This is a genomic window from Streptomyces sp. NPDC022552, from assembly GCF_055561875.1.
This window is the reverse complement of sequence record NZ_JBVHGJ010000006.1, coordinates 108,625-124,301: the sequence shown is the minus strand read 5'-3', so window position 1 is coordinate 124,301 and position 15,677 is coordinate 108,625. Positions and strand designations below refer to the sequence as shown.

At 70.2% G+C, this 15,677-nt stretch carries 11 protein-coding genes and 1 pseudogene; 7 read left to right on the top strand and 5 right to left on the bottom strand.

Annotated elements, in window-relative coordinates; translation table 11 throughout:
* Positions 1-168: 168 nt before the first annotated feature.
* Entirely contained in the window at positions 169-591 is a 423-nt protein-coding gene (locus ACZ3OF_RS18280) for a DUF6924 domain-containing protein (RefSeq protein WP_467305551.1), read from the bottom strand.
* A gap of 726 nt (positions 592-1,317) precedes the next feature.
* Positions 1,318-1,503 (bottom strand): CsbD family protein, encoded by a 186-nt coding sequence (locus tag ACZ3OF_RS18275; protein WP_361675526.1) that lies wholly within the window; start codon positions 1,501-1,503, stop codon positions 1,318-1,320.
* A gap of 581 nt (positions 1,504-2,084) precedes the next feature.
* Here ACZ3OF_RS18275 and ACZ3OF_RS18270 point away from each other — a divergent pair.
* Positions 2,085-2,369, top strand: a complete 285-nt coding sequence (locus ACZ3OF_RS18270; RefSeq protein ID WP_361675529.1) for a hypothetical protein — start codon at positions 2,085-2,087, stop codon at positions 2,367-2,369.
* Between the two features lie 288 nt (positions 2,370-2,657).
* Here the strand turns inward: ACZ3OF_RS18270 and ACZ3OF_RS18265 are convergent, their stop codons facing one another.
* The gene (locus ACZ3OF_RS18265) at positions 2,658-2,831 is read right to left on the bottom strand and encodes a hypothetical protein (protein WP_361675532.1); all 174 of its coding nucleotides are present in this window, start codon (positions 2,829-2,831) and stop codon (positions 2,658-2,660) included.
* A gap of 706 nt (positions 2,832-3,537) precedes the next feature.
* Between ACZ3OF_RS18265 and ACZ3OF_RS18260 the strand changes: the two are divergent.
* A pseudogene (locus ACZ3OF_RS18260) lies at positions 3,538-3,844 on the top strand (DoxX family protein).
* Between the two features lie 132 nt (positions 3,845-3,976).
* On the opposite strand, the gene ACZ3OF_RS18255 reads toward ACZ3OF_RS18260, so the two are convergent.
* Both ACZ3OF_RS18255 and ACZ3OF_RS18250 read right to left on the bottom strand, forming a co-directional pair.
* Positions 3,977-7,711: a S8 family peptidase gene (locus ACZ3OF_RS18255; RefSeq protein ID WP_467305548.1), complete on the bottom strand. Its 3,735-nt coding sequence runs from the start codon at positions 7,709-7,711 to the stop codon at positions 3,977-3,979.
* A 356-nt stretch (positions 7,712-8,067) separates the two neighbouring features.
* Positions 8,068-8,706, bottom strand: coding sequence for a DUF4232 domain-containing protein (locus ACZ3OF_RS18250; protein WP_361675541.1), 639 nt, complete (start codon positions 8,704-8,706; stop codon positions 8,068-8,070).
* Between the two features lie 561 nt (positions 8,707-9,267).
* Here ACZ3OF_RS18250 and ACZ3OF_RS18245 point away from each other — a divergent pair.
* From ACZ3OF_RS18245 to ACZ3OF_RS18225, 5 genes are all read left to right on the top strand, one after another.
* Positions 9,268-10,095, top strand: coding sequence for a DUF1206 domain-containing protein (locus ACZ3OF_RS18245; protein ID WP_361675544.1), 828 nt, complete (start codon positions 9,268-9,270; stop codon positions 10,093-10,095).
* A gap of 239 nt (positions 10,096-10,334) precedes the next feature.
* A complete protein-coding gene (locus ACZ3OF_RS18240) occupies positions 10,335-10,499 on the top strand; it encodes a hypothetical protein (protein ID WP_361445728.1) in 165 nt (54 codons plus the stop codon).
* A gap of 922 nt (positions 10,500-11,421) precedes the next feature.
* Positions 11,422-12,135, top strand: a complete 714-nt coding sequence (locus tag ACZ3OF_RS18235; RefSeq protein WP_467305544.1) for a hypothetical protein — start codon at positions 11,422-11,424, stop codon at positions 12,133-12,135.
* A gap of 310 nt (positions 12,136-12,445) precedes the next feature.
* Positions 12,446-14,491, top strand: coding sequence for a hypothetical protein (locus ACZ3OF_RS18230; protein WP_467305542.1), 2,046 nt, complete (start codon positions 12,446-12,448; stop codon positions 14,489-14,491).
* 336 nt (positions 14,492-14,827) lie between these two features.
* On the top strand, positions 14,828-15,550 hold the full coding sequence (locus tag ACZ3OF_RS18225) for a dienelactone hydrolase family protein (protein ID WP_467305540.1): 723 nt from the start codon (positions 14,828-14,830) through the stop codon (positions 15,548-15,550).
* Positions 15,551-15,677 lie beyond the last annotated feature (127 nt).

Below are 15,677 nucleotides of genomic sequence, written 5' to 3'. Positions count from 1 at the left end.
CTCACGCACCACCGTCGCCGGCCCCGCGACCACGAAGCCCTGCCTACCCGCTCCGAGGCCATGATCCGTCTCGCGATGATGGACCTGATGAGCCGTCGTCTCACCAGCGAAGCCACGCTGAACTGGCGCGGTAAACAGCCCGCCCCAACGGGCCGCAACGAAAAGGCGTCAGCCCTCGTCAAAGCCGCGGAAGGTTCCTGATCCATCAGCGGCGTCGGCGAACTCCGCAAAGTCCATGTTGGCGATGCTGAGGTTGGCCGAGATGTCGGGGAACCACCGAGCGGGGACTCTGAACGTTCGACCAGGCTCGTCCGACAGGTCTACAGCCAGGAGCGGGTGACCCGGCTCCTTCATCGTGGCCGCGTCCGCCAGAAACATGTAGACGATCTGGTCGTCCTCGTCCGCAGCAGCCTCTTCGGCCATCAGGGCCTGGACCCCCACGCCGGCGAAGCGAAGCTCGCTGACATACGTCGCATGGGGGTACTCGCCGGCCGCGTCGAGTGCGGCTCGTACCGCGTGCCAGGCTCCCTCGTCACCGAAATCGGTACGCAGGACCAGCGAGGTCAGATCATCGGGCTGAGGCAGAGGCATCCAGTGATCCTCTCACTTCACGCTGACATCGACAGCGGCCCAGACAGGCGTGGAACGTCGACAGATCCACGACGCTGGGCCGTCGGTTGCGAACGTTGAGCAGCTGGGAAGTGCACCTGCCACCGCTGGTCGACGGCGCGGGGCCGGCGCTGCTCGTCCGGGGTGGCTCGGATGGTGACGATCTGCGCGTTGCCCGCGGCCCTGCCGCTGCCCCTTCGGCCTGCCGGTGGCCGGCTATCCACGTGAAGGATCCGGTCGTGGTGCTGCCCAGGATGGCCGACCCCGCGGCGATCAGGGCGATCCCACTCCTGCCACGGTGCCGCGTTCTGCACGGGGCACGTGCACACGCCCCGTGTGTGGGTGACAGCGCGCGCATGGCGGACTCAGGGCTGGCCAGGGCGCAGTTACCTTTCGTTCATGACGGCAGCACCGAATGACGGTCCGGCTGAATCAGCCAACGCCCGCGAGGCCCGTCGGGCCATCGATGACCACCTCGGCCGAACGGCCGCCGCCGAGGACTTGGCCCGCTGGCGTACTCGTGGCCTGCTTCGGCGGGGCGGCGGAACGTAGCACCTGGCACAAGGGCGTAGCGGTTCCGCCGGCCGTCGTCCGCACGTGTGCGTGTGATGTACCCGGCCGCTTCAAGGTCGGCGACTATCGCCTGCACGGTGCGCTCCGTGACGCCACAGTTCAGCGCGACCTCCCGGAGCCGTGCGCTGTTCGGAGTCAGGACCGGTCGCGCTTCATCGACTCCTTGATGCCCTCGGCGCGCTCGCGAACACTCTTCACCGTCTCGCGGACCTTGGTCCTCGCCTGGTCGGTCCTGCCCTCGGCCTCCAGCCGTTCGTTGCCAGTGATCTTTCCGGCGACCTCCTTGAGCTTGCCCTTGGCCTTGTCCATGGCGCTGCTCATGACCTGATCCCTTCCGTGGCTCATCTGCTTCACGTCCACGCTAGGTCTGGACGGACCGTTGCGCCCTCCGACGAGGGTGCGGTACTCGCGGACCCGCCCTCAGTGAGGGCGCGGCGGGCTTCGCCGTGGCCCAGCGGCTTCTTCCGCGGGCTGACGAGAGGCGCGCGTCGGCTTCTGCGGCTCGGCGACCTCGACCTGCTCGGGCCTGGCACAAGACGCAGCCACCGCCCGTATCTGTGGGAGGAGGCGGCGCATGCCGGTGCCATTGCAGCCTGAGCCATGCCGGCGCTGCGACAGAGCCTCTGCGTACTCGACCGTGACCATCGGTGATGGTGGTCGGGAGATCAGACGCCTGCCCTGGGGCGAAGCGGACGAGACCGAGAGTTCGGGCGAGACGTGCGGCAATCGACGCGGTCTCCTGCGTACCTACTGAAGCGTGTCCGGTAACGAGCGGCGCCGTTCGGATCGTCTACGGCGGCCCTCCGGGTGAATGCCGGATGCCTCGTGATCCAGACAGCCGGCGCGGGGATACGACATCTCAGCAGAGGAAGCACCCCGCCCCCCGTTGAGGAGCTTGGCGAATGTACGCAGCAGTCCGACGGTACGAAGGCGTGACCGATCCGACCGAGGCGGGACGCCTCGTGAGTGAGGGGTTCGTGCCGCTCATGCGCCAGGTCTCCGGCTTCGTGGCCTACTACTGGGTCGACGCCGGGGACGGAGTGATGGTCTCGACCAGCGTCTTCCAGGACCAGGCCGGCGCTGAGGAGTCAATCTCGAAGGCGGCGGACTTCGTGCGGAACAACCTCGCCTCGCTGCTCCCCAACCCTCCCCAGGTCACCGCAGGCGAGGTCGTGGCTTCCGCGTGACAGCGGCCTCCGAGGAAGCCGGCTCGTGCGGCCTGTCGCCGGTGCCGATCATGGCACCGCTGCCCGGCACCTGATGCGCCGCGATGGCTCTGCGGACGCTGTCCGGGTAGACGGCGTCTGACACAGCCGAGCGGCTGTGAAGGCGACCGACCCGTACCGGCACCGCAAGGTCGTTCCGTAGCGCTGGTGAATCCGGAAAGGGAACCCCGCTGGAGCTCGTACCGCGTGCTGAGGAACCCACGTGTTCTCTCGCGTCACAGCCGCCCCCAGCGGGGTCCCAAAGCGGTGTCAGCGTCGACGCTTGAATGTCCGGCCGGCACCGATACCCGCCACATGAAGAGCCAGGGCAGTCAGCCCGAGCAGCATCACGTTCGTCGAAGAGAAGACATCGTTGGTACCGATGTCCGCCGCATTGATCAGCCAGGCGATGAAGAACAGCACCGCAGCCACTATGCCGAGCATGAACAGACCCCTCTCTCAGGATGCTGTCCGTCTGCCCCCACATCACCCTTCCAAGCCGAGGCACAGGCTTCAGATGGGGCGCCGCTGCCGCTGGGTGATGGGTCGGCTGCACGCCTTCCTGCTGCGGGCCCTCCAGCAGCATCCGGGTGGCTGCTCGGAAGGCTTCCCTCGCCGGAGTGAAGGCAATACGGGCCCTCTCGGAACATGCAGTCCGGATCGTGCTCAAAGTCGTCCGGGGCAAGCCCGCAGGTGATGCGCTGACAGTCGTACTCGCTCAAGTCCACGATACTTTCTGCCGTTTCCGCGGTTCGGGGCTGGTGACGATGCAGATCACCAGGGGCGCCCTACGGCCATCGCCCGTGCCGTGGGGGTCCGACAGCTGTCGGGATACCTCGTCCAGGGCTTCGCCGGATATGTGCGCGACGCCGAGCGGGTGAGCGGGTGGCTGGAGTCGCACCGCTGCCGACTGAGCGTTCCGCTCAGCACACTACCCATCGCGGGCCGGCACCTCTGTGCGCGGGCCTGCCTCGGAGTGGCCGGCAGAGCTGTGGCGCGGCTCTGACGGCCGTACGGGCGTCGTACGAGCAGGGGCATCCGCGCCGTCGACCGCAGACCGGAGCCGGGCATCACGATGGACGACGGCCCGAGAAGGGCATACTTACCCTCCAGTAATACGTCAGCGCCCGCCTCTACCCTGAGGAGCCCCATGCCTCGGCCCGCCCGCCCCGCTCTCCTGCTCGCCGGCCTGCTGGCCGCCGCGGGCACCGCGCACTTCGTCGCACCCCGGCAGTTCGACGCCACCGTGCCGAAGGCACTGCCCGGCAGCCCTCGGACCTGGACGCATGCGAGCGGCGACGGCGCTCTTCTTCGCGGCCGTCTTCCCGGCCAACGTGAAGATGGCGTACGACTGGCGCAACCGCCCCACCACGGCCAAGACCCTCGCCTACGCCCGGCTCCCCCTCCAGGTGCCCCTCATCCTCTGGGCCAGGAAGGCGGCCCGCACCGAGCACTGAGCTCCGAAGGCCGGCTCGCCCCTTCGGCGGTCGTGTCGCTGCAAGGGTCGCCCTTGCGGATCCGCGCGCCCCGAACCCCGGAAGACTGCGGGCCGCCCCGAAGAGCGGCCCGCAGCACCGGTCACGTCCGTGTCACGCGGCCGGCCAGTGCGGCCACTGCGGAGCGTACGAGCACCAGTACTCGGGGCAGCCGACCCGGTAGGCACGGGTGACCGTCTCCGTGACCGACGCGCCGGAGCGGTCCCCGGCGGTGACCTTGAGCGAGACCCAGCCGCTCTTCATCGCCGGTACGGTCACCCGCCGTTCGCCGTTCCGCCCTGTGACCCGCGCCGCCTGCCACGTCGCACCGTCGTCCGTGGAGTACAGCACCGACACCCCGTCCACGTCCGAACCACCGAGCACACCCGCCTGTCGCCCGATGCCGAGCCCGAACGTGAACTGCCGTTCCTCCGGTACGGAGTTGTCCCCGTCGAGCCCCGCCATGTCGTAGCGCGTGTCGAGAAGCGGCAGCGGGCTCTCACCGGCGGTGTGCTCCGAGCGGAAGCGCCAGACGTCGGTGACATGGGTGCCGAGCGACCAGTCGGGATGGTCACGGTGAGCCGTCGACGTCAACTCGTACCACTGCCCGCGGCGCGGCACGTCGAAGACGCCTTGCCCCGGCTCGTCGTTGCGTGCGACGACCCGGCCCGAGTCCTCGCGCAGCACCGTCTCGCCGGACTCCAGATCCCTCGCCGGATCCGACCGGTGCCCCGCCGCGTCCGAGAACATCGGCAGCGCGAGGCGGAGCTTGTCCCCGTCACGTGTCGCCTGCGCCCGGCCGTCGGGGCCGGCCACCGACAGCGACGGGTTGAACGGGCCGCTCAGCCAGTTGTCCCTGACCCTGCGTCCCTCGCGGTAGACGGTCGGGTTCGAGTACTGCACCCCGAGCGGCCCGTCGGCGTCGATCGCGTACTCGAACGTGGCGGTCGTCCACGGCACGTCCGGTGTGTAGTACGCCGTCATCCGGTGCGGGGCACGGAACAACGTCGACTGCTGTGCCAGCCGCAGGCCCTGGTGGGTCACCCAGCCGTAGATCCCCTTCGGGTCGTTCGGGTATCCGGTGGTGCGGAAGCTGTGCTCCACGGCGGCCAGGTCACGGCGGCGGTCCTGCCAGTGCGCTCCGGCTGGCACGCCGTCGTCGTGCTTGTGGAAGGTGAAGTAGGTACGGTCCCCGTTGCGTTCGCCCTTGATCCGCAGCGTCACTTCGCCCTGGGCGAGCCGTTCGCGCAGCAGCGCGACGCCGAGCGCGTCGATGCCGAGCGGCGGATCCGCCGGGTCGATCGACGCGTAGCCGGACATCAGGATCGCCGCCGGCGCCTGCGCCTTGATCGCCGCGTAGCGCCGGTCCCGCTCCTCCGAGGGCACGGGCCAGCCCGTCTCGAAGAGCACGATCCGGTCCTTCAGCTCGAGGCCGGTCAGGTTCTCGCCGCTGCCGACGTCCACGACCTGCGTCTCCACGTCCCAGTCCAACCGGCCCCAGGACACGAGACGCACCGGCACGTCCACCGGCACCCCGGCGCCGCCGGCCGTCGTGGCCAGGACATACGGCTGCTCCCAGGAGGCGGCCGAGAAGTACGTCAGCCCCGGGATGCGGGCGCTGCCCACGGCGTACGACTTGTACGCGCCGCGGAAGAGCGGCGCGGCCAGTCCCGCCGGCGCGCCCGCCCCGGTCGACGAGACGATCCCGGTCGCCGAGCCCTGCTCGTCGATCCGCATCTCCGGGTCGTCGATGCCCATGGTGACCGGCTTCGCCCCGGACACGTCGGTCCTGAACGTGCGGTCGCCGGTCAGCGAGATGCGCTGGGCGACGACGACGGAGGTCTCGGGCACGCTCGCCTCGCCGTGCGCGATGTACTCCCACACCCCGCCGAAGACCCGGTAGTCGCCGACCGGCACCCGGATCTCCTCGGGCTCCGTCGTGAGGCCGACCAGCTGCGACTCACCCGTCTTCTCGTTCTGCACCACGAGGTTCGTGTACGCGGCTTCGACTCCGGCCCGCTTCGCGGCGGGTTCGAGGGTGAGCGTGACGCTCGGCCCCTCCGCGTCCACTCCGACCGGCGTACGCGCCGTGCTGCCGTCGCTGCCCCGGGCGGTGATCCAGGAGCTGTGGGCGCCGGCGGAGATCCTGCCCGTGTCGATCCGTACGCTCGTGGAAGCGGTGCCACCAGCCGGAACCGTCAGCTGCCGGGCGGAGAGCGACACCGGCGCCTTCCCGCTCACGGAGAGGGTGAGCCGGACGTCCTTGTCGCCGCTGTTGCGGTAGGTGACCGTGCGCGTGGGGGTGCCCGAGTACGGCCAGGTGAGTGCGGCGGAGACGGCCGCCGGGGCGGCGGTGACCCGGGACGCGAGCGCGCCGGGGACGTCGACGCTGCCCGAGCCCTGCTCGTACACGCCCGCGCCGTCGACCGGGTCGGCGGTGGCGATCAGCGCCGCCTTGAGCTGCGCCGCGTCCCAGTCGGGATGCCGCTGCTTGAGGATGGCGGCCGCCCCGGAGACATGGGGAGTCGCCATCGACGTGCCGCTGATCGTCGCGTAGAACTCGCCGTCCGCGGCGTCGCCGAGCGTGCCCGCAGCACGGGCGGCCGTGATCGCGCTGCCGGGTGCGGTGATCTCGGGCTTGACGCCGCCGTCGGCGACTGCGGGACCACGGGAGGAGAACGACGACATGGCGCCCTCCTTCGTCACCGACCCGACCGTCAGGGCGCTGGGCGCCGCTGCCGGCGCGCCGATCGTGCGCGGAGCGCCGTCGTTGCCGGCGGCGACGACGAAGAGCGGACCGCCGTCGGCCGACAGGGTCTCGACCGCCTGCGACAGGGGATCGCTGCCGTCGCTCGGCAGATTCGAGCCGAGGCTCATGGAGACGATGTCGGCGTCCTGGGCGGCTGCCCACTCCATCCCTTCCAGGATCCAGCTGGTGTAGCCGGAGCCGCCCCCGTCGAGGACCTTGCCGACGAGCAGCTCGGCCCCCGGCGCCACGCCCTTGTAGCGGCCCTGCGCGGCGGCGCCGCTGCCGGCGACGGTCGACGCGACGTGCGTGCCGTGTCCGTTGCGGTCGGCGACGCTCTCGTCCCAGGTGAAGTTCTGCTCCGCGGTGACCTTGTTCTTCAGATCGGGGTGGGCCGGGTCGTAGCCGGTGTCGAGCACGGCGACCTTCACACCCTTGCCGTCGAGGCCCTTGCGCCAGGCCTCGGGCGCGCCGGTCATGGCGACGGACCGATCCAGGCTCGCCCTCACCTTGGCGTCGAGCCACAGCTTCCCGGGGCCGGCGGTACGGGACGGGCCACTGCCCGTACCCGTGAGGAAGCCCTGCCAGGCAGTCGCGGCCTCCGACTTCCGTACGGTGCGGGCTGTCAGCCCGAGCGCCGGGTACGTCTCCCGCTGGGCCGAGCCGCGCAGCAGCGGTGCGCCCTGAACCGTCGTGATGAGCGGGATGTCCGATCGGACGGCGTCGTCGTACCCCTGCGCGGCGAGTGCGGTGACGTCGAAGAGCTGCCGGTCCACTCGGCCGTCCGCGAGGGGCTGCGTGGCGTCGACGGGGATGACGTACTCGTGGTCGTCGACCCTGGCCCGTGTGAACGCGATGTGCTCCCGGCCCTTGCCCGGAATCACCCCGCTGACCTGAAGCGCGCTGCCACTCCCGGTGAAGCCGACGCGGTCCCCGCTCACCAGCGTGACGGTCCGCTGCCCGGGCCCGGCACCCATGTGCTCCGCCGCGCGCGCGGGCACCGGCCGTGCGGCATCCGGCTCGGCTGCCGCGGGCAGCCCGGTGGCCAGCAGTGCCACGGCGCTGGCCGCGACGACGGCCGCGGTTCTTGTTCTGGGTCTCATCCGCAGTACCAACTCCCTGAAGGCGTCGGGAACTTCACAGGGAGCCCATTGAAGCCAGGAGTCGACATCGCGAGAGAGAAGAGGAAGGGCGGATTCCCGCCATGGCACAACCTCGCCAGGACAGAGGGTGCTTATGACGGCATCCGCCCGTCTACTCAGCGGTTGTCACTACTTCTTACCGCCGACGCAGGGGCGCGTGGGGGTACGCGCGGCGAGGGCACACCAGCCTGCCGCCGCCGGATCCCGGGCCTACTACGCCATGCCACAGAAGGCCCGTTTCCCTGGACCAAGGACATAGGGGCCCCGGCCTGCACTCGCCTCCGCCACGTGGCTGAGACGTCCGACAAGGGGCCTCGCTACAGGCTGAGCGCGTCCTCGGCGTTGTCCATCCACGCGGTGACAGAGTTGTCGTCGGACACGTTCAGCCCGGGCGTCGAGGCCTTGAGGGGGATCTGCTTCAGGTCGGACTCGGTGTTCATGGTCATCGCGATCGACGAGACAGTCTTGCTCTTGGCGCCCTTCAGACCACCCATGAGACCGGCGTAGGCGGACTGGCCCGGTGCGAGCCGGATGGCCTCCTCGATACCGGGGGCCGTGCCACGTTCTGTCGCCTGCCCGTCCAGGCTGCCGAAGGTCACGACGGGGTGGCCGAGCACGCGGCACGGCTTGCCGGACGTGTTGGTGATCTTCAACAGGTAGCTGCTGGTCGTGGGCTCAGCCAGACTCGCGGTGAACGCCACGTCGTAGGTGCTGCAGGGAAAGACGTCGTAGTCCGGATCGACCGTCGGCGAGACCGGCTTGGCAGGCGCAGACGGCTTGGTGGGTGCGGCCGGTTTGGTGGGTGTAGCCGGCTTGGCAGGCTGCGCCGGGGAGGTGGGAGTCGCGGTCGGCACGTCGGCCCCGCCCGCGGCGCCGTCCTCGGAGGGACCGCATGCGGTCAGGGTCAGGGCGGACACGGCGACGAGGACGGCGACGGCTCTGCGAACGGTACTCATGGCGGTACTCCCCCGATGGTGGCGCACGGACTGCGCTGTGGTGGACACCAGGTTCGCGCGCGTGCTTCACGATTCGGTGACAGCGTCTTGCCGAATCCACCACGGTTCATCCCACGGGCCGCCCCCTGCACTCCCGCTTGGGCAGCCGCGTCCGATGGCCTGGGCCATGGGTGCGACACCACGCCGATGCTGTGAAACGTCGCCATGACCTGCGGCGTCTGCAGGACCCCCCGCCGAGCAGCAGCACCGCCCCGCGGACCGGGACCCAATCGCCCCACCACAGTCATGCCACGGGTGACCGGCGGCACGCATGGCCTGGGCTTGGTACAGCTGCGCCGATTCTGCAGCGCCGCAGCGCCAGGCGAGACATCGGCGCTCGACCTACCGGCGGACGACGGCACGGTAGGCGCCGGCGCAGGCCCGGGTGGCTGCCTGGTACGCGCAGCACCGACGGAGCCAGGCAGGCAGCTGGACCGTCGGCCCGCGCCACCTGGGAAGAGCCGGGGTTGGGGCGGTGGAGAGGGGGAACCCGATCGCCCTGACCTGGAGGGGAGACCGGACATGACCGTAGCGAGCTCGTCCACTGCGGCGAGAAGAGTGGCCCGTGGCGACGCCGTCCGTGGCGGGGCCCGGATGGGCTTTGTCGCGCGCGGGGTGCTGTATCTGCTCGTCGGGGCGCTGGCCGTACGGATCGGTCTGACGGGCACGGGCGAGCAGGCGGACCGGGGTGGGGCTCTGGTGGGAGTCTCGGAGACCCCGTTCGGCGCGGTGCTGCTGTGGGCGCTGGGGCTGGGCCTCGCCGGCATGGCCCTCTGGAGGCTGTCGGAGGTCGTCTTCGGTGCCGCCGGTCCCAAGGGTGACGGCGCGGCCAAGCGGGCCATGTCCGGCGCGCGTTGTGTGTTCTACGGCGTCACCTCCTACCTCGTGTTCTCCTTCGCGGCGGGCTCTAGGGACAGCGGGGCGGGGTCGAGCGACCAGCAGAGCCAGGACATCACCGGCCGGCTGCTCGGACTGCCGGGCGGCCAGTGGTGGGTCGGAGCGGTGGCTGTCGGCTTCGTGGCGGCCGGTCTGTGTATGGCCGGGCGTGCGGTGATGCGGAAGTACCGCAAGCACTTGATGTGGGGGCAGATGTCTCGGAAGGCGCGGCGCTTCATGGACGTCACCGGCACGGTCGGTGGTGTCGGGCGGGCATGCGTCTTCGCGGCGGTGGGCTGGTTCGGGGCCAAGGCAGCGGTCGAGTTCGACCCGGCGGAGGCCAAGGGCATGGACGACGCGATCCGTTCGTTCGCCCAGACGCCTGCCGGTCCGTGGTTGCTCGTGGCTGTGGCGGTCGGCCTCGTCCTGTTCGGCGTTTTCTCGTTCGGTCAGGCGAAGTGGCGGAAGGTCTGACACAGGCGAGGGCGGCGGGACCTTAGGCGCCGGAACGGTTTCGCGAAGCGGTAGTGGCGGGCGCCTTCGCCGGTGTTTCCCGGGGTGCGCCCGGACGGAAGGACCGGCGGCGCTGGGCGGAGCTGGCGCGGGCGCGGTTCTGAAGCCGAGGGCTCTGTACGACTACCCGCACGGCGTGGAGCCCACTGCGGCCCCCGTACACTCATGAGCTGATTCCGCCGCAGGTAAGGAACACCGCAGTGAACCAGTACGACCCTATGGGCCGGGCAGCAGGCGACGCTCCGATCTACGCGACTCTCGTCCGGGAGCGCGGGGATGTGCCGGCGGAGGCGAGGCAGGTGGCCGCGCGGGTGCTGGAAGAAGCGGACCGAGCTGTCGACTTCAGCTCGGTGCGCGCCATCTGAACGGACCGCGGTCACGGCTCGCTCGCCAGCCAGGATCAGGGCACCGCTGACACCGGCGTGGCGCCGACTCGGCGGGCGGGAAAGGCACTCACCGGTCCCATTGAGCACGACGGCGATTCCTCTCATCGGCACGCCGCGCGATGAGCCCTTCCGTGTGACGTCCCGCGAGCGCTCGGATCTGGCCCGCGTGTGGTCCTGTGCCAGAGCCCTGTCCCACAGGACTCGCTGTGCCTGATCATGGGCGCCCGGTCCGGTGTCGGCCTTGCGCCAGTACGGGGCGGCGTCCGCAGATCGGGGGGCCTCGCAGAGGTCTTCCATCCCGCCACGCGCTCCAGGGTCCCGTGGCAGCAGGAGTCCTTCGCCATGTGGCGGACCTCAGTCCGTCCCTCCCCCTCGAAGCCCATGACTCCCGCGAAGTCGTCGAAGTACGCACTCCGACGGCCCGCAGAGCGCTTGAACGACCGCGTTGGTGACAATGATGTACCCCGGGCTCACCAAACCGTCCTGCTTCCTCACGAGCCCCGGACCGTCCTCACGGTAGTAGCGACGACGCAGCACGCGGAGCAAGGGACCACCGGCCAGCAACAGGACCGGAGCGACGGCGACCGCACCGACCGTCACAGCAAGCCTGGCCGCGTGGATCCTGACAACGCTCTCTGTCCGCATCGCTCCAGCTTGCCGTTCTGGAACGACTCTTCCAACCACTCTCTCGGAATCTGCGCCAGAGCCTCTTCGACGTGGACGGAGTTCCGCGCAACCGCTCGAAGCGGCCGCGACTCTCCCCCGCCCCGGACTCCGTGACCCGGGATCCGGACCGGCCGGGAGGAGACGCGCCTGCTCGGTGAGGGGCCGCAGTTGGTTGGGATACTGCGATCAGTGAAGTCCCCGTGTATCAGGGTGACGAGGTCGAGATGGAGACCAGGTGGCGATACCGAAGCGTCCGGAGCCGTTGGAGCCGTGGGTCGAGGCGGCTGCTGAGGCCGGCGACGTAGCCGCGATGAAGCGGCTCGGACAGTACCTCTACGCAACCGGCAGTCAAGGCAACGCTCCGGCCGAGAAGTGGCTGCGGGCAGCCGCGGAGGCGGGTGATGCCGAAGCGATGTACTCCCTGACGAGCGTCCACCATGACCGGGCAGTGAACGCGACCCCGCACGGCAAGGACCACAGCCTCAAGGCGGCGTCCTGGTGCAGGCGCGCGGCCCAGGCGGGCTGGATCCCGGCGATCCGGAGCATGCATGCGTACGCGGCGGACCAGGACGAGAGTGAGTTCTGGCTCCGGAAAGCCGTGGAAACCGGCGATCCATGGGCTCCGTCGAATCTCGCCGACGTCCTCGACGAGATGGGACGGGCCTCTGACGCGGAACACTGGTACCGCAGAGCGATTCAAGAGCCCGGCCGCATCGGCCTGTCCGCCCGCGAGTCCCTAGGGGACTTCCTCCTGAGGCAGGGCCGCCTGGAGGAAGCCGCAGAGTGCTGGAAACAACTCGCGGAAGCAGGCGAACCAGCAGGCGCCTGGCACAGGGCCTACGTTCTCGAGATCCTCGGCAGGCCGGAGGAAGCCGTCACATGGCGGCAGCAGGGTGACGCCCTGCACGCTGCCAGACGTGCCGAGGAACCCGACTGCCCAGAGCGGTAGGACGAGCCCCCTGCCGGAACTCCCGGGGCCGTCGAGCATCTGATGCGGCAAGTTTTCCGTGCTCGGGTGGCACGCCATGGTGACCGCAGACACAGGCCGTGTACTGCTCAGGCCGCTCGGGCGCCTGCCTGCGCGGGACGAACCCCGCCGCCGGCTGCGAGTACGACCCCTCGACACGGGCGGCGTGGTGGCGAGAATGGAGGACCACGTCGCGCGAGGGGGCAGCGTGTATGCGTATCTACGGCAAGCCGGCGGTAGGTCTCGGGGCTGGCTGAGGTACCTGGCGGTTGTGGGGGCCGGTGGTTCTGCGGTGGCTCTCTCCGCCATGTGGACCTCGGGTCCTCTGGCCGCGGGTATCGGTGCGGCTGTCACGACCGTCTATACGCTGCTCACCGACCGCATGCAGCCGCAAGGTGTCCAGCCGCACGACACCGCGCTCTTACGGAACGCGTCGGGAGGTGTCCCCCGGGTCGGTCAGGTGGACCGTCCTGAGCTGGCCGGCGTTCACCCGGCGGACGGGCATCCCGATCACCCGCGATCGGCGCCCCCCTACATCGAGCGTGACGCCGACGCTGTTCTGCGACGGGCGGTGCGGGAGAACGGGTTCGTCCTCATCGTCGGCGAGTCGGCCGCCGGCAAGACCCGCCTGGCGTACGAGGTTGCGCGGTCGTGCTTCCCTCGGCATGCGTTCGTGCGTCCCATGGCCAGACCGGCCCTTGCCCATGCCATCAAGGTCGCGAGTCGTCGTCGCCGTGCTGTCCTGTGGCTGGACGATCTCGAAAACTATCTGGGTGCCGACGGCGTCACAGCATCCGCGCTGGCCGAGCTGATCCAAGGGCGGCCCGGGCGGGTTGTCGTCCTGGCGACCATGCGGTCGCAGGAAGTCCGTCGCTACGAGGCCCGCGAGGAGAGCCGGCTCACCGGATCGGACCGGGACGCCTGGCGCGCCCAACGGGAAGTCCTGCACTTGGCCGTGCAGATCCAGCTGCAGCGCCACTGGTCCGATGGAGAAGTGGAGCGCGCCAAGGCGTACGAGGGAGATCCACGCATCGGGCTGGCTCTGGGCAGCTGCGACCGGTTCGGACTCGCGGAAGTCGTCGCTGCGGGGCCGGAGTTGCTGGCGGCGTGGCAGAACGCCTGGGCGCCTGGTGCCAACCCCCGGGGGGCGGCGATCGTCGCCGCGGCTGTGGACTGCCGGCGGTCGGGGCTGCGGCGGCCGGCGAGCAGGCAGTGGCTTCAGGACCTCCACCTGCCCTATCTCGCTGCACGTGGAGGGCCGGATCTGCAGCCGGAGCCTTTCGACGAGGCGATGCGATGGGCGTGCACGACCGCATACGCCACCAGCGGGCTCTTGATCGGGAACTTCAGCCGGGGATACGTCGCCTTCGACTACCTGCTGACCGCCCCGCAGCTGCCCGCGGTCCCGGACCACCTGTGGGACGCCCTCTTGTCCCGCGTAGGGGCGGCGGACGCGTACGACATGGGGCTTGTCGCGCATCAGACGAGTCAGCTGGCGCGGGCGACCGCTGCTCTGGAGCGGGCTCGGGAGGGAGGCGTGGAGGGAGCGGATTTCCTGCTGGCCATCGCGGTCGGTGACCGCGGCCGTCCGCGAGAGGCGGCCGGAATGCTCGCCGGCATCGTGGGGCGCAGGCGGGCGCAGTTGGGCCCCCGCCACCCCGAGACGCTGGCGTCGGTCCACCAATGGGCGTTCTTCACGGGCGAGGGCGGCGATGCCCAGGCCGCCGCGGCCGCTTTCGCGGATCTGGTCGTCGAGACCACCGCGGCCCTGGGTCCCGGGCACACCGATACGCTCGCCGCCCGGCACCAACAGGCCTACTTCACCGGGGAGGCCGGGGACACGGAGTCGGCTGTCCGGCAGCTCACGGCCCTTCTGGAGGACCGGATACGTCTGGAAGGCCCCGACCACCCGCAAGTCCTTGCCGGCCGACGCAGCCTCATCTGGTTCTCCGGCCTGGACGGAGACCTGACGGCTGCCGAGCAGCAGGTGGAACAACTCCTGGCCGATGCCCGGCGAACCCTGGGAGCGGATGACCCCCACATGCTCGCCATTCGCAGTACCCAGGCAGACTTCGTCGCTCGGGCCGGCCGGACCCGCGAGGCGATTGCGATGTTCACGCAGCTGGCGACCGAACGCAGCCGGCTTCTCGGTCGCGACCATCCGCATGCCCTGCACACCCGTCTGCAACGCGCTCAGGGGTTGGTCGGCGCGGGCCACCATGAACAGGCGCAGCAGGAGCTGACCCAGATCGTCGAGGACGCTCAGCGCGTTCTGGAACCCGGGCACCGCCACCTCGTCCTCGCGCACCGCATGATCAACCGGCCGCAACCGCGATGAGAGGCACGTCCGGATACCTCTCGCCCTCCACGTCCCCGCGGTCCGCCGCCGCCTTGGCGTACGTTTCGAGGCACGGGCATCCAAGGGGACTTGGCCGGAGCCGGAGGGAACAGGCCGCCCCTGTCGAACCGGTGGGCGCCCTGCCGCGGCGCCGGCACAAAAATCCTTTGCGGACCAAGGCGACCACTGCTAGCTTCGCGGAAGCCGTGCGAGAGAACGAGGAGGTGGTACCCGTGAACGCAGTGACGACATGGGTGCTCCCCTTCGGGTCCACGGTCGGACGATAGGCAGGTCGTCCGGGAGCGCCGCTTCTGAGCACTCCCGAAAGGCACGACCATGCATTTCACTTCTGCACACCGTCTCGACGGCGGCATCCTCCAACGCGAATTCACCCTCGGCGAGATCCCCGGCACCCTGTGGACGCCTGACTCCGCCGCGCCGGTCCCGCTCATCCTGATGGCCCACAACAACGGCCTGCCCAAAGGGGCGTCCCGGCTGGTGGCCCGGGCCCGGCAGTCCGCTGCGTACGGCTACGCGGTGGCCACCATCGACGCCCGCGGGTGCGGTGACCGGCCCCGTTCCGCCGCCGACGAGCAGGCCCGCGCCGACTTCCGCCGGGCCATGGCGGCCGGCGAACCGGTCGACGAGGTCTTCGAGTCCTTCATCGGCCCGCTGGTCGAAAAGGCGGTCCCGGATTGGCGTACCACGCTGGACGCCCTCCTTGCCCTGCCCGAGATCGGCGGCCCGGTCGGGTACTCGGGATGGACCGCCGTCGGCGTTCGGCTGGCGGCGGTCGAACCGCGCATCGCGGCCGCCGGTCTCTTCGCCGGGGGTTACGTGCCCCGTGCCCAGCGCGAGGAGGCCCGACAGGTCACCATCCCGCTGCTGTTCCTGTTGCAGTGGGACGACGAAGGAAACCCCCGGCAACGGGCCCTGGACCTGTTCGACGCCTTCGGCACCGAGGAAAAGACGCTGCACGCCAATCTGGGAGGGCACACCGGCACCCCGTGGTTCGAGGTGGAGGACGGCAACCGGTTCTTCGATCGGCACCTGAAGTGAGGCCGGGCCGGCAGCAGACAGGCCGACAGCAGACGGTAGGTCCCGCCCCGACATCGGTCCACGCCCCCGCGTGAGCAAGCGGCACAGCCGCACGCCGTCCGGCTCCGCCTCCTGACGGGGGGGCCGG